Origin of the sequence: Delftia sp. 11MD (assembly GCF_050907895.1) — a bacterium.
Classification (GTDB): domain Bacteria; phylum Pseudomonadota; class Gammaproteobacteria; order Burkholderiales; family Burkholderiaceae_C; genus Comamonas; species Comamonas tsuruhatensis.
Window position 1 is genome coordinate 3,055,872 of sequence record NZ_CP194333.1, and the last position, 24,500, is coordinate 3,080,371.

The 24,500-nt window shown below is 65.4% G+C and carries 24 protein-coding genes and 1 pseudogene; 11 read left to right on the top strand and 14 right to left on the bottom strand.

Annotated features, from left to right (window positions below; genetic code table 11):
- Nucleotides 1-10 precede the first annotated feature (10 nt).
- Both ACRSCF_RS13895 and ACRSCF_RS13900 read left to right on the top strand, forming a co-directional pair.
- A complete protein-coding gene (locus ACRSCF_RS13895) occupies nt 11-1,342 on the top strand; it encodes a c-type cytochrome (protein WP_244388152.1) in 1,332 nt (443 codons plus the stop codon).
- A gap of 82 nt (nt 1,343-1,424) precedes the next feature.
- Nucleotides 1,425-2,564: an acyl-CoA dehydrogenase family protein gene (locus ACRSCF_RS13900; protein ID WP_244388158.1), complete on the top strand. Its 1,140-nt coding sequence runs from the start codon at nt 1,425-1,427 to the stop codon at nt 2,562-2,564.
- A 4-nt stretch (nt 2,565-2,568) separates the two neighbouring features.
- Here ACRSCF_RS13900 and ACRSCF_RS13905 read toward each other — a convergent pair whose 3' ends face one another.
- Nucleotides 2,569-3,195, bottom strand: a complete 627-nt coding sequence (locus ACRSCF_RS13905; RefSeq protein WP_034368775.1) for a TetR/AcrR family transcriptional regulator — start codon at nt 3,193-3,195, stop codon at nt 2,569-2,571.
- 142 nt (nt 3,196-3,337) lie between these two features.
- Here ACRSCF_RS13905 and ACRSCF_RS13910 point away from each other — a divergent pair, with 142 nt between their 5' ends.
- From ACRSCF_RS13910 to ACRSCF_RS13920, 3 genes are read left to right on the top strand one after another with little or no spacing between them, the layout of a single operon-like run.
- On the top strand, nt 3,338-4,393 hold the full coding sequence (locus ACRSCF_RS13910) for a sugar phosphate isomerase/epimerase family protein (RefSeq protein ID WP_034368777.1): 1,056 nt from the start codon (nt 3,338-3,340) through the stop codon (nt 4,391-4,393).
- A 39-nt stretch (nt 4,394-4,432) separates the two neighbouring features.
- On the top strand, nt 4,433-5,329 hold the full coding sequence (locus ACRSCF_RS13915; RefSeq protein WP_016447052.1) for an alpha/beta fold hydrolase: 897 nt from the start codon (nt 4,433-4,435) through the stop codon (nt 5,327-5,329).
- A gap of 2 nt (nt 5,330-5,331) precedes the next feature.
- Entirely contained in the window at nt 5,332-6,312 is a 981-nt protein-coding gene (locus tag ACRSCF_RS13920) for an alpha/beta hydrolase (RefSeq protein ID WP_034368779.1), read from the top strand.
- Between the two features lie 22 nt (nt 6,313-6,334).
- Here ACRSCF_RS13920 and ACRSCF_RS13925 read toward each other — a convergent pair whose 3' ends face one another.
- The 4 genes from ACRSCF_RS13925 to ACRSCF_RS13940 form a co-directional block, all read right to left on the bottom strand.
- Nucleotides 6,335-6,544, bottom strand: a complete 210-nt coding sequence (locus ACRSCF_RS13925) for a DUF4287 domain-containing protein (RefSeq protein ID WP_013802290.1) — start codon at nt 6,542-6,544, stop codon at nt 6,335-6,337.
- A gap of 71 nt (nt 6,545-6,615) precedes the next feature.
- Nucleotides 6,616-7,527: a bestrophin family protein gene (locus ACRSCF_RS13930; protein WP_203400943.1), complete on the bottom strand. Its 912-nt coding sequence runs from the start codon at nt 7,525-7,527 to the stop codon at nt 6,616-6,618.
- Nucleotides 7,528-7,656: 129 nt separating this feature from the next.
- Nucleotides 7,657-7,995 carry a nitroreductase family protein gene (locus ACRSCF_RS13935; RefSeq protein ID WP_016447049.1) on the bottom strand — a complete coding sequence of 113 codons (339 nt, stop codon included), beginning with the start codon at nt 7,993-7,995 and terminating at the stop codon, nt 7,657-7,659.
- Between the two features lie 67 nt (nt 7,996-8,062).
- The gene (locus ACRSCF_RS13940; RefSeq protein ID WP_016451740.1) at nt 8,063-8,965 is read right to left on the bottom strand and encodes a LysR family transcriptional regulator; all 903 of its coding nucleotides are present in this window, start codon (nt 8,963-8,965) and stop codon (nt 8,063-8,065) included.
- A 75-nt stretch (nt 8,966-9,040) separates the two neighbouring features.
- On the opposite strand from ACRSCF_RS13940, the gene ACRSCF_RS13945 reads away from it, so the two are divergent.
- On the top strand, nt 9,041-9,979 hold the full coding sequence (locus ACRSCF_RS13945; RefSeq protein ID WP_244388159.1) for a DMT family transporter: 939 nt from the start codon (nt 9,041-9,043) through the stop codon (nt 9,977-9,979).
- Between the two features lie 41 nt (nt 9,980-10,020).
- On the opposite strand, the gene ACRSCF_RS13950 is transcribed toward ACRSCF_RS13945, so the two are convergent.
- The 6 genes from ACRSCF_RS13950 to ACRSCF_RS13975 all read right to left on the bottom strand — a co-directional run bounded on the left by ACRSCF_RS13950 (nt 10,021) and on the right by ACRSCF_RS13975 (nt 17,803).
- Nucleotides 10,021-11,616: a bifunctional aspartate transaminase/aspartate 4-decarboxylase gene (locus tag ACRSCF_RS13950; protein ID WP_016451742.1), complete on the bottom strand. Its 1,596-nt coding sequence runs from the start codon at nt 11,614-11,616 to the stop codon at nt 10,021-10,023.
- Between the two features lie 54 nt (nt 11,617-11,670).
- Complete coding sequence (gene aspT, locus ACRSCF_RS13955; RefSeq protein ID WP_205626944.1) at nt 11,671-13,362, bottom strand: aspartate-alanine antiporter; 1,692 nt, start codon at nt 13,360-13,362, stop codon at nt 11,671-11,673.
- 366 nt (nt 13,363-13,728) lie between these two features.
- Entirely contained in the window at nt 13,729-14,112 is a 384-nt protein-coding gene (locus ACRSCF_RS13960; protein WP_016447044.1) for a hypothetical protein, read from the bottom strand.
- 84 nt (nt 14,113-14,196) lie between these two features.
- The gene (araD, locus tag ACRSCF_RS13965) at nt 14,197-15,924 is read right to left on the bottom strand and encodes an L-arabinonate dehydratase (RefSeq protein WP_034367049.1); all 1,728 of its coding nucleotides are present in this window, start codon (nt 15,922-15,924) and stop codon (nt 14,197-14,199) included.
- Nucleotides 15,925-15,938: 14 nt separating this feature from the next.
- Nucleotides 15,939-16,778: an HpcH/HpaI aldolase family protein gene (locus ACRSCF_RS13970; protein WP_244388160.1), complete on the bottom strand. Its 840-nt coding sequence runs from the start codon at nt 16,776-16,778 to the stop codon at nt 15,939-15,941.
- A 20-nt stretch (nt 16,779-16,798) separates the two neighbouring features.
- Nucleotides 16,799-17,803, bottom strand: coding sequence for a Bug family tripartite tricarboxylate transporter substrate binding protein (locus tag ACRSCF_RS13975; RefSeq protein WP_034367052.1), 1,005 nt, complete (start codon nt 17,801-17,803; stop codon nt 16,799-16,801).
- A gap of 169 nt (nt 17,804-17,972) precedes the next feature.
- Between ACRSCF_RS13975 and ACRSCF_RS13980 the strand changes: the two genes are divergently transcribed.
- Nucleotides 17,973-19,007, top strand: coding sequence for a LacI family DNA-binding transcriptional regulator (locus tag ACRSCF_RS13980; protein WP_034367056.1), 1,035 nt, complete (start codon nt 17,973-17,975; stop codon nt 19,005-19,007).
- Between the two features lie 317 nt (nt 19,008-19,324).
- Entirely contained in the window at nt 19,325-20,767 is a 1,443-nt protein-coding gene (locus ACRSCF_RS13985; protein WP_034367060.1) for an iron-containing redox enzyme family protein, read from the top strand.
- Between the two features lie 41 nt (nt 20,768-20,808).
- Here the strand turns inward: ACRSCF_RS13985 and ACRSCF_RS13990 are convergent, their stop codons facing one another.
- From ACRSCF_RS13990 to ACRSCF_RS14000, 3 genes are all read right to left on the bottom strand, one after another.
- The gene (locus tag ACRSCF_RS13990) at nt 20,809-21,297 is read right to left on the bottom strand and encodes a hypothetical protein (RefSeq protein WP_244388162.1); all 489 of its coding nucleotides are present in this window, start codon (nt 21,295-21,297) and stop codon (nt 20,809-20,811) included.
- A gap of 133 nt (nt 21,298-21,430) precedes the next feature.
- Nucleotides 21,431-21,922, bottom strand: a complete 492-nt coding sequence (locus tag ACRSCF_RS13995; protein ID WP_244388163.1) for a hypothetical protein — start codon at nt 21,920-21,922, stop codon at nt 21,431-21,433.
- 11 nt (nt 21,923-21,933) lie between these two features.
- Nucleotides 21,934-22,869, bottom strand: coding sequence for a hypothetical protein (locus ACRSCF_RS14000; RefSeq protein ID WP_244388164.1), 936 nt, complete (start codon nt 22,867-22,869; stop codon nt 21,934-21,936).
- A 449-nt stretch (nt 22,870-23,318) separates the two neighbouring features.
- Here ACRSCF_RS14000 and ACRSCF_RS14005 point away from each other — a divergent pair, with 449 nt between their 5' ends.
- The 3 genes and pseudogenes from ACRSCF_RS14005 to ACRSCF_RS14015 all read left to right on the top strand — a co-directional run bounded on the left by ACRSCF_RS14005 (nt 23,319) and on the right by ACRSCF_RS14015 (nt 24,490).
- Nucleotides 23,319-23,459 (top strand): hypothetical protein, encoded by a 141-nt coding sequence (locus ACRSCF_RS14005; protein ID WP_156493770.1) that lies wholly within the window; start codon nt 23,319-23,321, stop codon nt 23,457-23,459.
- Nucleotides 23,456-23,846, top strand: a pseudogene (locus ACRSCF_RS14010) (YkvA family protein). Before ACRSCF_RS14005 ends, ACRSCF_RS14010 begins: the two are co-directional and overlap by 4 nt.
- A gap of 437 nt (nt 23,847-24,283) precedes the next feature.
- A complete protein-coding gene (locus ACRSCF_RS14015; RefSeq protein ID WP_244388166.1) occupies nt 24,284-24,490 on the top strand; it encodes a hypothetical protein in 207 nt (68 codons plus the stop codon).
- Nucleotides 24,491-24,500 lie beyond the last annotated feature (10 nt).

Genomic DNA, 24,500 nt, shown 5'->3' on the forward strand with positions numbered 1-24,500 from the left:
GGACCGGAACATGCACACACTCAAGAAAATCACCCTCGGCGTGGTCGGCCTGGCCGCCGTGGCCGGCGCCGCCTTCTGGCTGGCCACGGGCCGCAGCGAGATCGCGCCCCTGCAGCAGATCCCGGTGCAGGAATTCAGCCAGCAGCAGATCGACCAGGGGCGCCGCCTGGCGCACATGGGCGACTGCGCGGTCTGCCACACGGCACCGGGCGGCCAGCGCAACGCAGGCGGCCTGGCCATGCCCAGCCCCTTCGGCACCATCTACTCGACCAACATCACGCCCGATGCCGAAACCGGCATCGGCCGCTGGTCGTACGAGGCCTTCGAGCGCGCCATGCGCCATGGTGTGGACCGCGAGGGCAACTACCTGTACCCCGCCTTCCCGTACACGGCATTCACCCGCGTGACCGATGAGGACATGAAGGCGCTGTATGCCTTCCTGATGACCGAGCCGGCTGTCTCCAACCAGGCACCCAAGACCGCGCTGAACTTCCCGTTCAACGTGCGCCGTGGCCTGGCCCTGTGGAATGCGCTGTACCTGGAGCCGGGCGAGCAGCCCGCGCCGGCCAACCAGTCGGGCGAGTGGATTCGCGGCGCCTACCTGGTCGAAGGCCTGGGCCACTGCGCCGCCTGCCACTCGCCGCGCAACCAGTTCGGCGCCGAGAAAAAGGGTGCCGACCACCTGGCTGGCGCCTTCATCGACGGCTGGGATGCGCCCGCGCTCAACGACAAGGCCGTGGCTCCGCTACCCTGGACGCGCGAGGACCTGGTCCGCTACATGCAGACCGGTTTCTCGGAGCGCCACGGCGTGGCCGCCGGCCCCATGGCGCCCGTGATCGAAGGCCTGTCCCACCAGACGGCCGAGGACATCAACGCCATGGCCACCTACCTGATGTCGTACCGCAAGCCTGTGGCCGATGCCGCTGGCACGGGTGACGCCGAGGCGCTGGTGAAGGAAAAGACCGAGGTTGCCAAGCTGCCGGTCGACGCCCAGGGCTATCGCCTGTACCAGGGCGCCTGCATGGCCTGCCACCGTGCCGATCCCAGCGGCGTGCTGGCCGGCAGCAGCTTCGGGGTGCGTCCCCAGCTGTCGCTGAACACCAACCTGTACAGCGACTCGCCGACCAACGCCATCCATGTGGTGCTCAACGGCATCACGCAACCGGCGCGCCCGCAGCTGGGCACCATGCCCGCCTTCCGCCACAACCTCAGCGACGATCAGATCGCCACGCTGCTCAACACCATGCGCAGCCAGTACGGCCTGCAGCCATGGCCCGGCCTGAGCGACAAGGTCAAGGCCCTGCGCGAGGAAACACGCCCCGGCAAGGTGGCGGCGCACTGAGCCTGCGCTGCGTCATCTGCGCAGCCTGTGTGCTGCGCTAGGATGGCAAGGGACCGCTGTTCCCACAGCGGTCCCTTTTTTTATGGTGACCCGCAAGATGACAAGCCCCATGCCCGACCCCATGCCTGAGCCCATGCCCAATTTCCCCCTGCTGACCGACACCAACCGCCAATGGCTTGATGCACGAGCCCAGGCGCTGGATGCCGGCAACGGCGAGGCCACGGCCGCCGTCGTGCCCTATCTGGCCGAAGCCGGATTGCTGGGCCACGGCTTGGCTGATGCCTTGGGCGGGCAGGGCGGCAGCGCCGGCGATGCCATCGAGGCGATTGCCCAGGTGGCCACGCACTCCATGTCCGCCGCCTTTGCCTTCTGGGGCCAGCGCGTGCTGATCGAGATGCTGGCGAACACCGGCAATGCGGCCCTGCGCGAGCGCTGGCTGCCCGCGCTGCTGGCGGGCGAGGCGGCCGGTGCCTCGGGGCTGTCCAACATCATGAAATTCCTCAGCGGGCTGGAGGCACTCAATATCCGCGCCACGGCCCGGGAAGGGGGCGGCTGGCTGCTCAACGGCAGCGTGCCCTGGTGCACCAACCTGCGCGGGCCGCGCTTTCTGGCCGCCATTGCCGTGGCGCGTGACGACGGCGCGCCGCCCATGATCGTGGCCCTGCCGTCCGACCGGCCGGGCCTGGAGCGCTCGCCGGATCTGGAGTTGATCGCCCTGCGCGGCACCAACACCGCCGCCTTGCAACTCAAGGACGTGGCCATCACCGAAGACGATTTGCTGGCCGAGCGCGCCGGCGGATTCCTGCCGCGTGTGCGGCCGGCCTTCCTGGGCATGCAATGCGGCCTGTCCATCGGCCTGGCGCGCGCGGCCTGTGCGCAGGCCGCCTCGCGCATGGGGCAGGGCGGGCATGTGCTGCAGCAGCCGCTGGACGATACCCGCAGCCATCTGGAGCAGGCGGTGGCGGCACTCAAGGCCGGTGTCGAGGCCGGCGATTTCGTGGAGGCGCCCGAGCGGCTTTTCGCGCTGCGCCTGGCCCTGCACGACTGCGTGCAGCAGGCCATGCAGCTGGAGCTGCAGACGGCCGGTGGCCGTGCCTACAGCCTGGATGCGGACGATGGCTTTGCCCGCCGCTGGCGTGAATCGGCCTTCATCCCCATCGTCACGCCCAGCGTGATCCAGTTGCGCGCCGAGCTGCAAAAACTGCAAAAGCTCGGCGCCTGACGGCTCAGCCCGCCTTGGCTGCGGGCTGCAGCGCCGGCTCCAGCGCCGTGTCCAGCAGCAGCAAGGCGGTTTGCACTGCAGCCAGCAGCCGCTGGCGCGGCACGCCATCGCGGGCTTGCACGGAGATGCCGTGCAGTTGCGTGGCATAGAAATCCCCCAGCGCCTGCACATCGGTGCCGGCGCGCAACTCGCCCTCATCCAGCGCGCGCTGAAGGCGGTCGATCAGGGACTGCGTGCGCAGGCGGCGGTGTTCGGCCAGCCAGGCGGCGACTGCCTCGTTTTCCTCGGCGCAATTGGTGGCGGCGGTGACCACCATGCAGCCCAGCGGATGGGCATCGTCCGTGTAGGTGGCCACGGCATCGCGCAGCACGCGGGCCAGGGCGTCGCGCACGTGCGGCTCCTGGGCCATGGCGCGGTCGGCAAAGCCGCCATCACCGGCCTCGTAGTGCTGCACGGCCTCGCGGAACAGGTCCTGCTTGCTGCCGAAGGCCGCATAGATGCGCGCTGACGCAATGCCCAGCGCCTGCACCAGGTCGGCCATGGACGTGCCCTCGTAGCCGCGCCGCCAGAACGCCAGCATGGCGCGCTCCAGCGCCTGGTCTCGGTCAAATTCCCTGGGTCTTCCGGCCATCTTCCTCATCCTTGTCAACAGTCAGGGCGGCATCTTAGCGGCGCCTTGATGCTGTCTTGCATCGGCTTCGCAAAAGCAGCCGCGTTGGCGTGATACTATTCTTTGTCGATCAACAAACAATAGCTCAACGCAAGGAAATCACATGCAGACCATCAAGGGCCCCAGCCTTCATCTGGCGCAATTCGCCGACAACAAGGCACCGTTCAATTCCCTGGAAGACATCGCACGCTGGGCAGCCGGCGTGGGCTTCAAGGGCCTGCAGATTCCCGCCTGGGACCAGCGCCTGTTCGACGTGGCCACGGCCGCCAGCAGCCAGACCTATTGCGACGATGTCAACGGCATGCTGGCCTCGCACGGCCTGGTGGCCAGCGAGCTGACCACACACATCTTTGGCCAGCTCGTGGCCGTGCACCCGGCCTACGACGCCATGTGCGACAGCTTTGCGCCCGAGGCGCTGCGCGGCAATCCGGCCGCACGCACGGCCTGGGCGCTGGAGCAGCTCAAGCTGTCGGCCCGTGCATCGCGCCGCATGGGGCTGAGCGACATGGGCACGTTCTCGGGCTCGTTCGCCTGGCCCTATCTGTTCCCGTTCCCGCAGCGCCCGGCCGGCCTGATCGAAACCGCCTTCGAGGAGCTGGCGCGCCGCTGGCGCCCCATCCTCGACGCCTGCGACGAGCAGGGCGTGAACCTGTGCTACGAAATCCACCCCAGCGAAGACCTGCACGACGGCACCAGCTTCGAGCGCTTCCATGAGCTGGTGGGCCAGCACGCGCGCTGCAAGATCCTGTTCGATCCCAGCCACTTCGTGCTGCAGCAGCTCAACTACCTCGACTACATCGACATCTACCGCGAGCACATCCGCATGTTCCATGTGAAGGATGCGGAGTTCCTGCCCAGCGGGCGCCAGGGCATCTACGGCGGCTATTCCTCGTGGCTGGAGCGGGCAGGGCGCTTCCGTTCGCTGGGTGACGGGCAGGTGGACTTCAAGGCCATCTTCTCCAAGTTCGCCCAGTACGACTACCAGGGCTGGGCCTCGCTGGAATGGGAGTGCTGCCTCAAGGACCAGGAAGACGGTGCGCGCGAGGGCGTGGACTTCATCAACCGCCACATCATCCGCGTGACCGACAAGATCTTTGACGACTTCGCCGGCGCCCCCGTGGACAAGCGCCAGATCAACGCCATGCTCGGCATCGCCTGAGCACGCCCGCAGCCAAAGAACCTCAAAAAGAATCCAACAATGAACGCTTTCACATCGAACGCCCTGCGCAAGCAGGAAGACCAGGCCTGCGGGTTCTCGCACGACTACGTGCGCATCGACGGCCGCCGCATCCACTGCATCACGGCCGGGCAGGGCGCGCCCGTGCTGCTGATCCCGGGCTGGCCCCAGACCTGGTATGCCTGGCGCCATGTCATGCAGGCGCTGGCGGCGCAGGGCTTCCAGGCCATTGCCGTCGATCCGCCGGGCACGGGCTTTTCCGACCGGCCCGACACCGGCTACGACACGGGCTCCATTGCGCTGACCCTGCACCGCACCATGCTGGCGCTGGGCCATGAGCGTTACCAGGTCGCCGGCCACGACGTGGGCATGTGGGTGGCCTATGCGCTGGCCAGCGACCAGCCGCAGGCCGTGCAGTCCCTGGCGCTGACCGAGGCCGTGATCCCTGGCCTGGCGCCCGAGCCCAGCATCTTTGCGCCGCCCGAGCAGAACATCTTCCTGTGGCACTTCATGTTCAACCAGCTGGCCGACCTGCCCGAGACCCTGATCGCGGGGCGCGAGCGTGCCTACCTGGAATTCATGTTCAACCGCTGGTCGCTGCGGCGCGACCGCGTGGCCGTGGACGTCTATGTCGATGCCTATGCGGCGCCCGGTGGCCTGCGCGGCGGCTTTGCCTACTACCGCGCCATTCCCGAAACCATCCGCCAGAACCGCGAGCGTGCGCTGCGCCCGCTGGCCATGCCCGTGCTGGCCATTGGCGCCGAGCACGCCACGGCCGATGCGCCGCTGGCCACGCTGCGCGGCCATGCCGATGACCTGTCGGGCGTGATCGTGCCGGGCTGCGGCCACTTCATCATGGAGGAAGCCGCCGAGCCCTTCATCGCCGAGCTGCTGCCCTTCCTGCAAAGGACGCTGTGACCATGGGCCTGGACGCTGACATTGCGCGCTATCTCGCCGAGCTGGCGCAGGCAACCCAGGCCGTGGCCCCGCCCACGCAGCCCACGCTGGCGGCGCTGCGCGAGGCCACCGACGCCGGGCTGCGCGCCCTGCATGGCCCGGCCGAGGCCGTGGCCCGCACCGAAGACTTCACGCTGCCCGCGCGCGACGGTGCGCCGCTGCGCGTGCGCATCTACCGGCCGCTGGCCTCGGACACACCCACGCCCCAGCCCGCCCTGGTCTTCGCCCACGGCGGCGGCTGGTGCCTGGGTTCGCTGGAGGTCTACGACAACCCCTGCCGCGCACTGGCCATGGCAACGGGCGCCGTCGTGGTCTCGGTGGACTACCGGCTGGCGCCCGAGCACCGCTTTCCCGGGCCGCTGCATGACTTCTGCGATGCCATTGCCTGGACCTTTGGGCAGGCCGATGCGCTGGGCCTGGATCGCAGGCGCATCGGCGTGGCCGGAGACAGCGCGGGCGGCAACCTCGCGGCCGCAGCCTGCCTGCTGGCGCGGCAGCAAGAAGGCTGGGGAGAGGCGGGCGCACCGGCCATCGCCCACCAGCTGCTGCTGTACCCGGCACTGGACGCGGCCATGGACTCGCCGTCGTTCCTCCAGTTTGGAGAGGGCCACTACCTCACGCGTGCGGCCATGGAGTACTGCTATGGCGCGTACCTGGGCGATGCGGCATCGGGGCGGCACGAACTTGTCTCTCCGCTGCGCGCGGACCACGTGGCAGGCCTGCCGCCTGCCACGGTGATCAGCTGCGAATACGACCCGCTGCGCGACGAGGCCGAAGCCTATGCGCAGCGGCTGGCGCAGGCCGGTGTGGCGGTGCAGGCCGTGCGCCTGCCCGGCATGGTGCACGCCTGCATGCACATGCTGGGGCTGGCGCCGGCATCACGCCGCCTGTTTGACGAAGCGGGTGTCGCCGTGCGCCAGGCTTTCGGCACGGCCATCGGCTGAGGGTTGCGGGGTGCAGGTCAGGTCAGGCCTGCGCCAGGAACACGGCCACCAGCGCATTCGCATGGCCGTGCCCCATCTGGTGCTGGGCCTTGAGCCAGCCCACCAGTTCCATGTGCTTGCGGGTGTCCTGCTGTTGCAGCAGGTCCATCCAGTGCGCAATCGGCTGGCCGTAGGTCTTCTCGATGGAAGGGAAATACGAGGCCGGTCCCTTGACCTTGCTTGTCTCCGTCATGGCGCTTGTCCTTTTTCTGTGATGCGGGTGGCAGATTGTGCCGCTGGCGCTGTCCGGGCCGGCAGGCGGGGTCAGGTCAGGAACAGCACATCCTTGTGCTGCGGCGCAGGGGGCAGCACCTCGCCGGTCAGCTCGCGCAGCGTGGCCTCGATCATCTGCGACATGGCGTCCAGCGCCAGGTCGTTGGGTGCCGTGCCGAAGGGCTCCTCCAGCTCGGCGCCCAGTGCCTCCAGCGCGAAGAAGGTGTAGGCGATGAAGGCCACGATCACCGGCGTCATGAAGCCGATGGAATCCACCAGGCCGAAGGGCAGCAGCAGGCAGTACAGGTAGATGGTGCGGTGGATGATCACCGCGTAGGTGAAGGGGATGGGCGTGCCCGCAATGCGCTCGCAGCCGCCCAGTGCCTCGCCCAGCTTGCACAGCGGCGCCTCCATGGTGGGCACCAGCACCGGCTGCAGGCTGCCGTCTTGGCGGCGCGCCTGCAGCCATTCGCCGGCCATGAGCAGCAGCACGGCAGGCTTGAAGCGCGCCGTGGCCAGGCGTTCGCAGTCGGCGGTGGGCAGCAGGCGGCGCATGTCGGCCGCGGCATCGGTGCCGCGCAACTGGTGGCGTAGCGCATGTACGAAGGCCGCCAGAACCAAGGCCAGCGCCTGGGCGTGCTGCGGTGCGTCGGTCAAGGTCCGGGCCTGGCGCACCAGGGAGCGCGTCTCGTTGAGCAGGGTGCCCCACAGCGTGCGCGCCTCCCAATAGCGCGCGTAGCTGGTGCTGTTGCGAAAGCCCAGGAAGATGGCCAGCGTGAGCCCGATCAGCGAAAACGGCACGAAGTTCAGCGGCACCTTCCAGGCGAACAGCTGGCCGTGCAGGGCCGTGACCAGCACGGCGAACAGGGTGGCGGCCATCAGCTGGGGCAGGATGTCGGGCAGCACCGAGCCGCGCAGCACGAAGAGCATGCGCAGCCAGTGGGGGCGGGGCCGGATGATCATGAAAGCTTGTTCCGTGATGGAAAAGAGGGCGCAAGAGGGGGCAAGAGGGCGCAGCAGCCCCGCAACTCTAACCGCCCCGCGCAGTCAGTGCGCCACCTGTGCGCCACCCTGCACGCGCTGGCTGCGGCTTCAAAGATCGCTGCCGTGGCTGCTGTGGCTGCCGTGGCTGTCGTGGTTGCCGTCTGGCTGGAGAAGGGCCTGTGCCGTGACCGCTGCTGCCTGCTCCGCCTGCCATGCCCTGCGCATGGAAGAGGGCGCCACCGTTGCGCGCGGGGATGGCTGGCTGGTGATGGTGCCCAGGCTGATGAAGCCGGCCAGGTGCTCGCCCTCGCGCAAACCCAGCGCTGAATGCAGGGCCGGGTCAAAACAGCGCTCGCCACTGAGCACGATGGCACCAAAGCCCAAATGGTGGGCGGCATTGAGGAAGTTGCCCAGGGCAGCCCCTGCGGCCAGCCATTGCTCGCGCACGGGAACGCGCGAGCGCAGCTATACAGCGAAATGCGTGCGCAGAATGCTTGCCGAACCTCGCCAGGCGTCAGGCCTTGGTCAGTTCCTGAGGTGCCTGGCCCAGTGTCGCAATCAACTGCCCATACATGGCATCCACGGCCGCCGAGCCCTGCGAGGCCTTGCTGCGCAGGGCCGACACTTCCATGGACACCAGCGGCGGCAGCTCGAAGCCGGCCGGCAGGTTCTGCAGCACCTGCAGGTGCGGGGGCACGCTGCAGCGCGTGAACACCGCCACGGCCAGGCCGCTTTCCACGGCGGCCAGCTGGCCGGCAAGGCTGGAGCTGTGATAGACCACGCGGTGCGCGCGCCGCTGGGCCGCCAGGCTGGACAGCGCGGCCGTGCGCGCCAGGCTGGCGGCCTCGTAGACGGCAATCGGCAGGGGATTCTTCCTCCACACCTCGTGCTGCGGCGCGCCCACCCAGACCAGGGGCTCGTGGAACAGCAGGCGCCCGCGCTGGGGCCTGTCGCGTGAGACCAGGGCCAGGTCCAGCGTGCCGCGCACCACCTGCGGGATGAGTGCGGTGGACTGCTCGCAGGTCAGCTCGATCTCCACGCCCTGGTAGCGGCCCGCGAAGCTGCGCAGCACGGGCGTCAGATAGGTGGATGCGTAGTCGTCCGGCACGCCCAGCCGCACGCGCCCGGACAGGTCGGGGCCGAACAGCGCCTGCTGCGCCTGGGCCTGCAGCTCCAGCATGCGCCGGGCATAGCCCAGCAGCTCGGCGCCTGCGGGCGTGAGCTGCAGATGGCGCGGGCCGCGCAGCAGCACGGGCCGGCCCAGGGTGGTCTCCAGCTTCTTGATCTGCATGCTCACGGCGGCCTGTGAACGGTGCAGCAGCGGCGCGGCAGCCGAGAGCGAGCCCGCATCCACCACGGCCACCAGGGCGCGCAGCCAGTCGATCTGCAGGTCGGGGTGGTTCACGGCATGCTCCATGGATTCGAATATCGAATACTAAACCTGCAAACTATTTGCTTTACGAGAATTTGCTGCCACGAGACGATCGTGGCCATGCAAGACAGAACCCATTCCTTACAGGCCGCATCCCTAGCTTCCGCCGCGACCGCACAAGCCGCTCCCACAGCGCAGGAGACACGCGGCCAGTGGCTGATGATCGCGGGCGGCGTGCTGCTGGGCACTGTCGGCATATTTGTGGAAGAGGCCCGCCAGCACCCGTTGGTCACCGTGCTGTTTCGCTGCGCCTTCGGCGCGCTGGCGCTGCTGGCCTGGGGCCTGGCCACGGGCCGCATGGGGGAGTTGCGCGTGCGCGGCAGGAGCTGGCCGGTGGTGGTGGCCACGGGCCTCCTCATGGTGCTGAACTGGGCGCTGTTCTTTGCGGCCATACCGCTGACCTCCATTGGCGTGGCCACCATCGTGTTCCACATCCAGCCGGTGTGGATCATGCTGTTCGGCACCCTGGTGCTGCGCGAGGCCGTGGCGCCACGGCAGGTGGCGGCCATGCTGGCGGCGTTGCTGGGACTGGTGTTGACCACGGGGCTGCTGGGTGGCGATGTGGCGGCCTGGGGGCCGGACCATGTGTCCGGACTGCTGATGTGCCTGGCCGGTTCGCTGTGCTATGCGGCCGTGACCATCCTGGCCAAGACCGAGAAAGTGGTCACGCCGTTTGCGCTGGCCTGGTGGCAGTGCGCGGTCGGCACCGTGCTGCTGCTGTGGGTGCCGCTGGTTCATGGCTGGCCTCAGGCGCCGTCGTCCTGGGCTTGGCTGGCCGGGCTGGGCGTGCTGCACACCGGCCTGGCCTATGCCATCCTTTTTGCAGGCATGGCCCGTCTCACGCTGGGCCGCATTGCCGTGCTGCAGTACGTCTATCCGCTGACGGCCATCGTGCTGGACTGGGTGGTCTACGGGCGTGCGCTGGGCGCCGTGCAACTGGCCGGTGTGGGCCTGATGGCCGGGGCGCTGCTGGTGGTCAAGGCCCGACAGCTGCGATGAGCCGTGCGGGCGATGAGCCGTGCGGGCCTTGTGCGCAGGGCCTACTCCTTGCCCAGCGCCTTGTACTGTTCGTACAGCTCGTCGGCCAGCCGGCGCAGGGCGCGGCCTATGGCGGCGTACTCGTACTCGTTGAGGTTGGCCAGCGAGGCGCGGCCCGAAGGCCGGTCGGACCCGAAGCCCCGGCCCGGCAGCAGCACGATGCCGGTCTCGTCCGCCACGCGGAACAGCATGTCGCCGGTCGAGGACTGCTGCACGGCCCATTGCGAGAAGGCCTCGCCGTAGAGCCGGCAGGTGACGTTCTGCAGATCGATCAGCGTGTAGTAGTTGACCGAGTTGGGGTTCTCCAGCGGGGGCATGCCCAGCTCGCGGTACAGCGTGGCCTCGCGGCGGCGGATCAGTTGCTTGAGCGCCTGCTTGTAGGCGTCCGCTTCATCCATGAGCGCAAACAGCGAGAACAGCACCATCTGCACCTGTTGCGGCGTGGACAGGCCGGCCGTGTGGTTCAGCGCCACCACGCGGCTGTCGGCCACCAGGCGGTCGATGAACTTGAGCGAGCGCACATCGGGCAGCAGCGAGCGGTAGCGGTGGTCCAGCGCCTTCTTGGCGGACTCGGGCAACTGCGACAGTGCATGGTCGAACACGTTGTCCTTGTGCGCCGCGATCACGCCCAGGCGCCAGCCCGTGGCCCCGAAATACTTGGAGAACGAATACACCAGCAGCGTGTTCCGGGGGCAGACCGAGAACAGGGACTGGAACTCATCGGCAAAGGTGCCGTAGACATCGTCGGTGAGGATCAGCAGGTCGGGCCGCTGCTCGGCCACGATGGCGCGCACGCGGTCCAGGCTGCGCTGGTCCATCTTCACGGACGGCGGGTTGCTGGGGTTCACGCAGAAGAAGATCTTGACGTCCGGGTCCTTGAGCTTGTCCAGCTCGGCGTCGGAGTACTGCCAGCCGTTGTCGGGGTCGGCGTGGATGGGCACTTCCTTGAGGTCGTACTGGGCCAGTTCGGGAATCTCGATATACGGCGTGAACACCGGCATGCCGATGGCCACCTTGTCGCCGGCCTTGAGCAGGCCGCTGATGCGCAGGCTCTCGAAGATATAGGCCATGGCCGCCGTGCCGCCCTCGACCGCGAACAGGTCCACCGACTCGGGCGGCACGGCGCCGCCTGCCATCTCGCGCACGATGTACTGGCGCACGATCTGCTCGCTCACGGTGAGCATGCGCGGCGGCACGGGGTAGTTGCAGCCCAGGATGCCGTCCACCATCTCGTGCAGGAAGGCGGCGGGGTCCAGCCCCAGCTGGTCGCGCACATAGCTCAGCGACTTGCCCAGGAACTTGACGCCCTCCTGGTCGCGGTGCTCGGCGATGAAGCGCTCGAAGCGCCCCTCGATGCCGTCGAGCTTGGCCAGCCCGCCCACGCCCACCGTCATGTAGGAGTACGACAACTCCGACTCCGCCGCCGCGAACAGCCCCAGCCGGAAGAAGGCCCGGCGCGGCGTGGTCGCCAGGAAGTTGGGATTGCCGCGCCCCGCATTGAGCATGAGGCGGTTGGCCTTGCCCGAGGCCACCTTGATCAGTTCGTCCTTGAGTTCGAACGGGCTCAAATTCGCCAGACTCCGATAATCCTTGCTCATTGCGCAGCTCCTTGTGATGGTCCTTGGTGGTCCTTGGGGATCGGTCAGGGGTGATCAGGCAAAGGCGATGACCAGCGGCCCCAGCAATGTGAGGAACACATTGGCCAGCGCATAGGTGATCGCGAACGGTGCCGTGGGAATCGAGTTGCCGGCCTTGTCCAGAATCTCGCCAAACGCCGGGTTGGCGCTGCGCGCCCCCGACAGCGAGCCCGCGAACACGGCCACGTTGTCATAGCGCAGCACGTACTTGCCGAACAGCATGGCGATCAGCAGCGGCACGATGGTCACCACCACGCCCAGCAGGAACAGCGTCAGGCCCTGCTGCATCACCGTGGTCACGGCCTGCTGGCCCGACTGCAGGCCCACCATGGCCACGAAGCCGGCCAGGCCCAGGTCGCGCAGCAGCGTGGAAGCGGCCGTGGGCATGTTGCCGAAGGTGTGCTTGCGGCTGCGCCACCAGCCGAACAGCAGGCCGGCGAGCAGGGCGCCGCCGCCGCTGCCCAGCGTGATGGGAATGGAGCCCAGGCGCAGCACCAGCAGCCCGATCAGCAGGCCCACCGTGATGCCCAGGCCGTGGAAGACAAAGTCCGTCTTGTCGCTGGGAACGATGATGGGGCCCACCGACTGCGCAGCCTTTTGCACATCCTGCGGCGTGCCGAACAGCGTCACCACATCGCCCGGCATGACCATGGTGGCCGGCGCAATCGGCACCGGCGTGCCCGCGCGCATCAGCGCCACCGCATACACGCCGTGCTTGAACTCCTGCGACAGGCTGTCCAGGATGTCCTTCACGCTGCGGTTCAGGTACTGGTTGTTGGAGATGGCCACGTCGCGCCGCACCATCACCACGTCCATGCCCTCGGCGCCCTGCAGCTCCTCGCCCACCGAGGCGCCCAGCGCCACCACGGCCGCGCGCCGGCCCACCAGCAAGATGATGTCGCCGGCTTCCAGCGCCAGGCTGCCGTCCACGCCCACCATCGCGTTTTTGCGCTGTATGCGCTCCACCGTCACCGTGCCGCCGTTGGCGGTGGCGCTGGCCTCCAGCTCCGCCACGGTGCGGCCCGCCTGGCCCACGCGGAAAATGCGGCCCACCAGATCCGGCACGGCCGGTGACTCGCCAGTTCCGTACACGCGCACGCCCTTGAGCAGCTCCTGCTCGGCCTGGATCGCGTCCTCGCGGATCTTGCGGCCCGTCAGCCACTGCAGCACGTTCACGCACATGATGATGGCGCCGAAGGAGCCGAAGATATAGGTCACCGCATAGCCGATGGCCACATTGGCCTGCATGCGCTGCACCTCGTCGGGCGCCAGCCCCAGCTTCTCGATGGCCGAGCCCGCCGTGCCGATGATGGCCGACTGCGTCAGCCCGCCCGCCGCCAGCCCCGCCGCCAGCCCCTTGTCCAGATGGAACACCCGGGCAATCACCACCACCGTGACCAGCCCCGACACGGCCACCACCAGGGCCATCAGGATCTCCTTGACCGACTGCCGCCCCAGCGAGCGGAAGAACTGCGGCCCGCTCTCGAAGCCCACGGCATAGATGAACAGCGCAAACAGCACCGCCTTGATGCCCGAATCAATGGTCACCCCCACCTGGCTGATCAGCACCGCCGCCAGCAGCGACCCCGCCACGCCCCCCAGCTGGAACGACCCGAACCTGAACTTGCCCACCCAGTAACCGAGCGCCAAGGCCGCGAACAGCGCGATTTCCGGAGCCTGATGAAAGATGCTTCTGAGAAAGTCCACAGCCACCTCTGCTTCTAGGTTGAGGTCCACGGCGGTGCAAGGCAACGGAAGCGGCTGCCCCAGGAGGGCAGGGGGCATTGCGTGCGCGTGGACTGGGAAACGGCGAGTCGCTATTGAAAATAGCTATCGAAAATACTTCTGCACAAATGATTGTGACCAAGAAATATTCAATCGAATATGGCTATTTCATTGGCTTCTTTGGGTCAATCCTTGTTGAGAACAGAGCCACTATTCACGACAAAGACCAACGGCAATGTAGGACTGCGCCGTCAGCAAAAGCGGATACATATACAGGCCTGCCTTGCTTGCAGGCCCAGGATTCCAGTTTTTGGATGAAATCTATTGCCCGCCAGCTGAATTCATCAATTACGCATCTCGCGCCCAGATGAGGTGGAGTTCTCCATCCACAAAACCGGCGCTCACCGCTTGCGACTGGCGCAGCCGAAGGGCTCCTGCCGCTTCCGAGGCCATGTAGGAGCCAAGCAGCTTCCTGGCAGCAGCAAGTCCCTTCTCCCACTCGCTTCCCACGGCTTCGTGCGGCAACTCGAAGTGAGGGTCGTCGGACATGAATATGTCATCGCACGCCCAGTCCGGGTCCTGCGGGTCGTAGGTCGGGCAGCCCACAATCTGGAGCTCGTGCGATGTGGGCGAGTCATACAGATTGAAGTGGAATGCCGCGATTCCTTCTGGCAGATCGCCGGACAGTGTTTGGTCGACCCATTGGGAAAATTGCTTTTCAATTGCTTTCATGGTTTCAATATTCTGATGCAATGTGGATCAAAAAATATTTCCATCATATAGGGAAGTCTGAAAGAAAGAATTGATTTGCATGCTTCAAAAAATATCCGGCTCCGGCACAGCCAGCCCAAAGCCCGTCTCCAGAAAATCAAAATCGCATCCCTCATTGGCCTGCAGGATATGGCGGCCGAACAGCCAGCCATAGCCGCGCTCGTAGCGCGCGGGCGGGGGCGTCCATGCGGCGCGGCGGGTGGCGAGTTCTGAGTCGCTGACTTCCAGGTGGATGCGGCGGGCGGGCACGTCCACCGTGATGCGGTCGCCCGTCTTGACCAGGGCCAGCGGCCCGCCCACGGCGGACTCGGGCGAGCAGTGCAGCAGGCAGCCGCCGTAGCTGGTGCCGCTCATGCGGGCGTCGGACAGGCGCAGCATGTCTTTCACACCTTGCTTGAGCAGCCTGGTGGGAATGGGAAGCATGCCCCATTCGGGCATGCCGGCGCCCTTGGGGCCGGCGTTGCGCAGCACCAGGATGTCTTCGCCGTTCACATCGAGATGGGGGTCGTCCACGGCCTGCTTGAGGCTGGGGTAGTCGTCGAACACCGGGGCGCGGCCCGTGTGGCGCAGCAGGTGCGGGGCGCAGGCGCTGGGCTTGATGACCACACCGTCCGGCGCCAGGTTGCCGCGCAGCACGGCCAGCGCCCCTTCGGCGTAGATGGGGCTGGACAGGGGGCGGATCACGTCGTCCTGGTGGACCTGGCTGCCCGCAATGTTCTCGCCCAGGGTCTTGCCGTTGACCGTCATGGCCCCGGTGTCCAGATGCAGGCGGATGCGTTCCAGCAGGGCGCGCAGGCCGCCTGCATAGAAGAAATCCTCCATCAGATAGCGGTCGCCGCTGGGCCGGATGTTGGCGATCACGGGCACGCGGCGGCTGAAGGCGTCGAAGTCATCGAGGCTGACCGGATGGCCCGCGCGCCGCGACATGGCGATCAGGTGAATGATGGCGTTGGTGGAGCAGCCCATGGCCATGGCGCAGGCAATGCCGTTCTCGAAATGTGCGCGCGTGAGCATGCGGGCGGGCGTGAGGTCTTCCCACACCATCTGCACGATGCGGCGGCCGCACTCGGCGCTCATGCGGATGTGGTTGGCGTCGGCGGCCGGAATGGACGAAGCGCCCGGCAGCGCCAGGCCCACGGCCTCGGCAATGCCCATCATGGTGGCCGCCGTGCCCATGGTCATGCAGGTGCCGTGGCTGCGGGCAATGCCGGCTTCCATCTCGCGCCAGGCCTGCTCGTCCAGGCGGCCGGCGCGGCGTTCGTCCCAGAACTTGAAGGCGTCCGAGCCCGAGCCCAGCACCTGCCCCTTCCAGTTGCCGCGCAGCATGGGGCCGGCCGGCAGGTAGATGAAGGGAAGGCCCATGGAGATCGCCCCCATGGCCAGCCCCGGCGTGGTCTTGTCGCAGCCGCCCATGAGCACGGCGCCGTCCACCGGGTGGCTGCGCAGCAGCTCCTCCGTCTCCATGGCCAGGAAGTTGCGATAGACCATGGTCGTGGGCTTGACCATGCTTTCCGACAGCGAGATGGCCGGCAGCTCCAGCGGAAAGCCGCCCGCCTGCAGCACGCCGCGCTTGACGTCTTCCACGCGCTGTTTGAAATGGGCGTGGCACTGGTTGGCATCGCTCCAGGTATTGACGATGGCGATCACGGGCTTGCCCATCCAGTCCTCGTAGCCATAGCCCATCTGCAGCACGCGCGAGCGGTGGCCGAAGGAGCGGAAATCATCGGGAGCAAACCAGCGTGCGCTGCGCAGGGATTCGGGGGAACGTGTCATGGTTGTGGGGCTCCTCAGTAGCTGCCGGCGGTGGATGCGGGCCCTGGCGTGTTCGCGGCCAGCGGCCCTTTCCTGAAGCGCGCCGCCGCCGCATCCAGCCCGTCGCGCAGCAAGAGCGTGTCCAGCGCCACGGCCACGAACTGCGCGCCCAGCTCCAGGCATTCGCGCGCCCGTGCCTCGTCCACCATCAGGATCCCCGGCGCCTTGCCGCAGGCGCGGATGCGGGCGATGGCCTGGTCGATGGCCCGGTTCACCACAGGGTGGCGCGCCTGGCCCGGATAGCCCAGGCTGGCCGACAGGTCGGCGGGGCCGATGAAGATGCCGTCCACGCCATCGACGGCCGCAATCGCCTCTATCTGCTCCAGCGCCTCGGCCGTCTCCACCTGCACCAGCAGGCACAGCTCGTCGGCCGCACGTGCCACATAGTCGGCCGTTCGCCCGAAGTTAGCCGCGCGAGTGGAACCGCCCATGCCGCGCATGCCCTGGGGTGCATAGCGCATGGCGCGCACGGCATCCCGCGCTTGATGCGCGTTCTGCACAAAGGGCAGCAGCAGGGACTGGGCGCCCAGGTCCAGGTAGCGCTTGATCAGCACCGCATCGTTGCAGGCGGGCCGCACCACGGCATGCACGGGCAGGGCGCCCGGTGCGGGCAGGGCGGCGGCCACGGCCTGCAGCTGGCCCAGCATCAGCGGCACGTCGGTGGGCGTGTGCTCGGTATCGAGCAGCACCCAGTCGTAGCCCGCGCCGCCGATCATCTCGCAGACAAAGGGGGAGGGAATGGTGGACCACAGGCCGATCTGCGGGCGGCCTTCGCGCAGCGCGCGCTTGAACGTATTGGCGGGCAGCATGCTCATGGTGACTCTCCTGGAGCTTTTCACTGGACCTGGATGTTTCCCTTGCGCACCACCTCGCTCCAGCGCGCCACCTCGGCGGCGATGAAGCTGGCGGCCTGGGCGGGCGTGCCCGGCGTGGGCTCGTTGCTCATGGCGGCCAGCCGGGCCACCACCTCGGGCTCGGCCAGGAGGGACTGGCAGGCCTGGTTGAGCCGCTCCACCACATCGGCCGGCATGCCCGGCGGCCCCGCCAGGCTGGTCCATGAATAGTTGACGACCTGCGGCTGGCCGGCCTCGGCCATCGTGGGCACATCGGGCAGGGCCGCCAGACGCCGCTCGCCTGCCACGGCCAGCGCACGCAGCTTGCCCGCCTGCGCAAAGCCCACGGCCGAGGTGGCGGGCACGAACAGCAGGTCTGCCTGGCCGCCCATCACATCGGTCATGGCGGGCACATCGCCCTTGTAGGGAACGTTGTTGAAGCTCACGCCGGCCGCCTGGCGCAGCAGCTCCGTCGTCACATGGCTGGACGAGCCAATGCCCGTCAGCGCCACATTCACCGTGCCGGGGCTGGCCCGGGCCAGGGCCACCACGTCGGCCACCGAAGCGATCTTCAGCCTGGGCGAGGCCAGCAGCAGCATGGGCACGCGCCCCAGCATGGCAATGTGCGTGAAATCCCGCCGCGCGTCGTACTTCACGTTGGAATTGACCAGCTGGTTGATGGCGTGCGTGCCCGGCCCGCAAATCACCAGCGTGTAGCCATCGGCCCGCGCCCGCGAAACGGCCTCGGAGGCCAGCGAGCCATTCACGCCGGGCCGGTTCTCCACCACCACGGGCTGGCCCAGGCGCTGCGACAGGCGCTCTCCCACCAGCCGGCCCACCACATCGGTCTGGCCACCGGGAGGGAAGGGAATCACCAGCGTGATCGGCCTGATGGGCCAGGCAGCCTGGGCCTGGGCGTGTGCCGGGGCCAGCATCGAGGCCGGAGCCAGGGCCGCAGCCAGCAGGCGCGCCATGGCGCTGCGGCGGTTGGAGAGCGAAGGGCGCATGGTGGTCTCCTCTTGAATGATTGCGCAATCATTTCAAGCAAAGGCAGCGCTCTCCATTCGGACGTACGAGGGGAAACAATCAGACCGTGCTGATGGACATCATCGTTAACATGACCACGCAATCATCCTCAAGTCGCCTCTCCATCGCCATTCCAGGCAAAGGCCTCGCATGACCCTCCGCACCCTGCGCAACGCCAATGCGCCCACGCTCAAGGACCTGGCCCGCATTGCCGGCGTGTCGCCCATCACCGCCTCGCGCGCGCTGCACCGGCCTGAACTGGTGGCCGAGGCCACGCGGCTGCGCGTGGCGCAGGCCGTGGAGCAATCGGGCTACGTGCCCAACTCCCTGGCGGGCGGGCTGACCTCGCGCCAGACGCGGCTGGTGGCGGCCATCGTGCCCTCGGTGGGTCACTCGCTGTTTTCCGACATGCTCGATGCGCTCATCCACACCCTGGCCGCGCAGCGCTATGAAACCACGCTGGGCATCTCCAGCTATGACCCGGAGCATGAGGAAACCTGGCTGGCCGCCATGCTCAGCCGCCGCCCGGACGGCATCGTGCTCACCGGCACCGAGCACACGGCCCGCACGCGGCGCCTGCTGGTCAATGCCGACGTGCCGGTGGTCGAACTCTGGGACTACCAGCCCCATCCGCTGGACATGGTGGTCGGCTTCTCGCAGGAAGACGCAGGCCGCGCAGCCTTCCGGCACCTGGCCGCCTGCGGCTACCGGCGCCCGGCTATCCTGCGCGCCGACGACAGCCGCGCCGCCCGCCGCGCCCTGGGCTTCACCCGCGCCGCCGCAGAAGCCGGTGCCCCGGTTCCCGCGCAAATCGTCTTCTCGGAAGCCATCCCCCAATCCGGCCGTGGCCGCGATGCCTTGAACGCCCTGCGCGCCCAGGCACCGGAGGCCGATGCCGTCTTCTGCAGCTCCGATGCGCTGGCGCAAGGCGTTCTCTCCCACGCCCACGCGCTGGGCCTGCGCATGCCAGAGGAATTTGGCGTGCTGGGCTTTGGCGACCAGGCCCTGGCGCTGGACGCCTGGCCCGCCCTGTCCACCGTGCGCGTGGACGGCGCCGCCATCGGCCGCCTGGGTGCAGAGGCACTGATTGCGCGCATGGCCGGTGGCGTGGCGGTGGCCGCGCAGGATATGGGGTTTGAGGTGGTGGGGAGGGGGAGTACGCGTGGGCACCAGGATGCGCGCTGAACGCCAGCGTGAGGCGATGGCCGGGCAGCGACAGGAAGACCGGCTTTATCTCAGTATCAGCAAGACGCCGCGCTAGTCCATAACCGGGCCCCAGCCCACGCCCAACAGGCCGGCGCCCAGTACCAGCCAATGCTCGCCGGCAAGGCCGGGCCGGTTCCTGTTCCGCTGCCATGAGCGCGGGCGCCAGGGCGACGGCGGTCCGGCCCGGGCGCCTGCGCCAAGGGTAGGCGTATTACGACGCACAGGAAGGCGTTGGCCCGATGGCTGTACCGAGGGCCACACCGCATCCTGAAGGCGTTACGGACCAAAGCCCCACTATGAACACAGAACTGCTGGAACCCCCACGTACCGAACTGGCCGCTGGCGCAGGCACGCTTGAGCCTTCTTTCCTGCATGTGCCGCTCTACGAGCGCCTGGCCAACCATCTGCCCACCGAACAGGAGCGCCAGGCTGCTGCGGACTTCCTGCACGGCGTGATCGCCGAGACCTCTGCCGATGCCGATGGCCTGCCGGACAACCCGGAGCACCTGACCGACTGGATGCGTGCCAATGTCGAAAAAGTGCACGCCCAGTACCAGGCCTACCTTGCAGAGCGCAAGGCGGGTGCGGCACGCCGCTACTTTGGCAACCGCGCCCATGCCCTGTACTTCCTGCGCAATGTGGCACCTACCAAGCTGGTGGACGGTTCCTGGCTCTACGGCCTGTGCGCGCACGCGGGCAACTCACGCATGTCGGACCTGGTCACCACCTATGTGGAAGAACTGGGCGACGGCATGGCCGACAAGAACCACGTCAAGCTCTACCGGGAGCTGCTGGCCAGGTATGGCCTTGATCCCGTGGAGGACCTGCCCGACGAGCTGTACCGGCAGGGGCTGGTACAGCTGGCGTTGGGCTGGAATGCACAGCAGTTCCTGCCCGAGATCGTGGGATTCAACCTGGGCTATGAGCAATTGCCGCTGCACCTGCTTATCACCGCCTACGAACTCAATGAACTGGGAATAGACCCCTACTACTTCACGCTGCATGTCACCGTGGACAACGCCGACACCGGCCATGCCCGGCGGGCCTGCATTGCCGCCTGGGAGAACGCGCCGCGCATTGACGATGGCGGCGAATACTGGCGCCGCGTACGCGCAGGCGCCCGGCTGGCAGACACAGGCACCAGCACGCTGGACGTGATCAGGTCGTTCGATATCGAAGCTGAGGTGGTGCGCATCCTGGCGCGCAAATCGCCTTCCGGGCATGGCGCGCACTCGGACTTCTGCAAGGTGGCCGGCCGCAGCGTCAATGACTGGCTGTCCCGTCCGCAGGACATGCCTGCCTTCCTGGCCGCGCTGGAGCATGCACGCTGGATACAACGCAACCGGCCTGCGGAGGAAAGCCGCTTCTGGCAGCTGCTGCAGGGCGAGCGGGCAGAGATGTTCGGTGTTTTCTCTCCCTATGAGCTGCAAGTCATTCATGACTGGCTGCGTGGGCCGGCCAGTGCGGATGGCGCCTCCTTCGAATCCGTGGCCGAGCCCGGCAAACCGGCGCGGCGCATGAGCTTTCGCGTGGCCGAGCGCCTGCGCACATCCCGTGGCGCGCGACCCGACCCGGGCCGCAGCGCGCAGGAACTGGACACCGACCTGATGCTCTTCGAGCAGCGCTACCCCACGCTAGATCCAGCGGCCCAGCATGAGTTGCTGGTACAGGCCATGTCACCGGGCCTGCACTGGACGCCCCTGGGCCTGCGCGCCACCCGCCTGTTCCTGGGCCGGTAGGCCATTCGACCCTCTTTACCTACCCGGGAAAAATCATTTGGTCATTGGGCAAGACGGGCTTGCTCCTTGACCCATTCCCGGCTTTTGCCGCGCACACACCATTCTGGGTTTTTGACCCAGTCCATAGAATCTTTATTTGGGTGACCTTCTAGAATATTACAGTGTGTATATCCGAGTTGGGGCATGGCGTAGTACTGCAAAGGTAGTATTGCAAAAAATCCGACAGCGGCAAAAAATATATTGACGCAAGTGGAAGAGAGGAGAATGCATTCCACCTTTTTAAGTGTTTGCTTTTTGAAAGGAATTGCGTTGGCAATAACTGCCACTATCAATGTCAATGGGATTGCCCAGAAGGAGCCTATCATTGGAGATAGTGGTGTTATTCTAACTACTGGTGAAAGATCAAAGAGATCTAGAGTCTCCGGTATAACAATTTCACGGATAAGGTACAAATCGACAATAAGCAGCGCTATGGCAAAAGGAATAACCCAAATAGCATTTTTTCTGTTCTGCTTGACGCGATATTGCATTGTGTATTCCTGGTTGCTAATTTTTGCTGCTGTTTCTGCGCGGCAAGACTGCTTGGTCGTCGATCAATAAAATTGAGCCAATTTTAGTAAATATAGTAACTGCAGCCGTTGCGTTCAAAAGAGTACGGCTGCCTTATTTCCCCAAACGAGCTTGCTCATTGACCCATTTCCGGCTTTTTCCACGCACACACCAATCCGGATTCTTTACCCAGTCTGTAAAATAAATGGTGGGGTGGTCTTCCAGGATATTGCAGCGGGTATAGCCCAGTTTCGGCATGGCATAGTACTGAAGAGGAGTAACTGCAAAAATACAAAAAAACATAATAAAAACTCCAACGGCTATGGCGGATAAAAAAATACGCGTTGGGATTTTAATAGCGTCTTCTGTGCAAGGGACTGATTTTTGTATTGCAATGATAATTCCTGTGATTGAAATTATTGGCACACACAACGCAATTGGAACAAATGGTGTGATTCTTACAGATGGGGCAAGTTTGTTTAAATCATCTACGGTTTGATATAGAGAATATAAAATACTCCAAATTGACATTGTCAGAAGCAGCAGAAAAAGTGGAATACTCCATATTAGTGATTTTCTGATTTCGGTTAAATTTCTTTTGTCCATTTTAAGACTCATCAATTTTTGCGATTGATAGGGGATAGTAAATTTTTAGGATGGTCTTGGGGTATTTCTTTGATCTCTGTTGTTTCATGATTGCCACTCAACTGTTCTGTGGCGAGAGCGTCAGTATTAACGCGGTATATGCCAGAAGGCGTGCTGTTTGTCAAAATTCTTAGTGAGGCAATAACATTTTTCTTTATTTTCCAAATTTTATCTATTTCATTTAAAGCTATCCCGGTAGAAAATACCATTAAGGCCATGGCACCTAAAGAAAAAACAGCAATGGCGGTTACGCTTGCGACAAAAATTCCCGCGCCTATGCCCACCATCGTCGCCAACCCAGCCTTGACCGCCTCCACTCCAATCCCACCCACCAGGTCATGCATGGTCTTCTCGTCGTTGAAGATGAAGTCCAATGTCTCCACGCCGATACCCACAACCAAGCTCAAGATGAAGCCCCCTCTGGCAACGCCCTGAAGTCCGCGCATGCCCAGACCCATCTGGACCATGCGGGGATTGGTGGTGAGAAAGCGCGTGCCCTGCAGCAGATTGCCGCGAAACCCGGCTCGGCCCGTGATGATGATATAGGTGCCCTTGGGAGTCGCCTTGACATAGGTGCGCGCACCGGCAAGGCGCAATGCAATCAGCGTTCTGGTGAACAGGTACGCGTCATTGGCCAACATGGAGGCGGGGATGGTCCAGGGTTTGCCGGCATTGGGGCTGGCCGTCTGCGTCCAATACCGGCCCAGGGCGCTTTGGGCCAGGATGGCGCGCAGGCTGGCCTCCAGGCGCGGGTCATTGCGCGACCTGTCTTGCAGGACGCCTAGGAACTCTTGTGGCGTGAGTACCACCACGTCCACCTGCTGGCTGTCCATGGCGCGGGTGATCTGCCTGTTGAAGGCCTTTTCATAGCTGATATACGGGCGGGTGAGATCTGTGGATGGTGCCATGGCCTGCAAGCGAATGGTTAATGGAATGAATAAGAAAATGGTGGTTTGCCAAATGCCAGAAAAATCACAAACGCAGGCCTACCCTCGGTCCTGTGAGAAATCAGGTCCGATCAAGATGTGAGAGTGGGAATTGCGCGTTCGCAATCATTCCCAAGGCCGATGTCAATCAATGGCCTGGGAATTCCGTTGTGGGAGTCCGGCTATTTGATTTCTTGGGTATCTGGAAGTCAAGCAGAAAGGCTTGTGGCTGATTATTTTCAGATTATTCCTAGATGCATATATGAGATGCACGCCTTGAGTGCAGTCGATATGGACTTGGAATGAGGAAGAGGGCGGTGACAAGGCTTTGCCAGTCAGTGCAGCCATGTGCCTTGGTGGGCCCAGGCCAGCCGGCACCGCCGTGCTGCGGGCCTTTGCGGCCACAGGCACGGCACCGTGGTGATGCGGTCATGAAGACCCGATACAAGGACACCGCGCGCAGCGGGCTGGCGTTCCATATCATCGAGTGCTGCGCGGGCCTGGCGGCGCAGCCCCAACGGCAACAGCCGGCCGCCATCATCCAGCCCGGTCACAACCTCGTATATCCATGACAGCCAGTGAAAAATTGAAGGCCTGGGCACGACGCATCAAGCGCGATGGCGTCACCCTGTGGTTTGCCTGCAAGAGCCCGATGACGCCCTAAAGCCCTGGGCGCCTTTGTGGTCGCCTACGCCCTGAGCCCCATCGACCTGATCCCTGACTTCATCCCCGTGCTGGGCTATGTGGATGACGTCCTGCTGCTGCCCGCGCTGATCTGGCTCACCGTGCGGCTGCTTCCCCCTGCCGTGCTGGCCGACAGCCGCCAGCAGGCCGAGGCCTGGATGCAGACGCAGGGCCGCAAGCCCCGAAGCCGTGCCGGAGTCGCCCTGGTGGTGGGCGTCTGGCTATGCGTTTGCGTGGGGGCCTTCCTTGTGTTCCGAGGGCGCTGGGGTCTTTGAGCGCGGCGCCTCGTTGGCTGAGCTGCGGCGAACGGACAACGTCCAGGATGCGGGCGCTGCACCATAGCGCTGTATCATCACGTCCAGGTGCTGAACACACCTTCACAGGCGGACCGCCACACTCCCGAAAGCAGTGGCTTTTTCACGTCCATACGATTCGTGCGCTTGCGCGCATGCGTTTTATGGCCGGGTAGCGCGCAGCTATACAAGACTCTTCGGGGGAAATCTGCGGGCGGCCCTGTGACCGTGTTCAAGTACCCGGCCACCTCTCTGAACAGGAGGTGTAGTTGGACGAACTCACAGGAGGCCTTATGGCTGCTTTCTTTGCGGGCGTGTCAATGCCCGAACCTTCCCCCAGTCCTTTGCATGGCCCGGTGCTTCTGGCGCATGGGCATTCCTTTCCGTCAGCCGCCAAGCGTGCTCATTGAGGAGTTGCCATGCTGTACTTTCAACTTTCCGAGCCCGAGTACAACAGCCTGCGGCGCGTGCAGGATCAGTTGGGGCTGATTTCCAGTTTGATCATGGGTGCCTACCCGGGGCATGCTTTGGAGCCGGTGACCCCTGGGCAATTACTTGCGTTTATTCAGGCGCAGGAAGAGGCGCTTGAGGGGGTGATGGGGGAGGTGAGCGAGCGGGGGGGGTGAGAGAGGACTG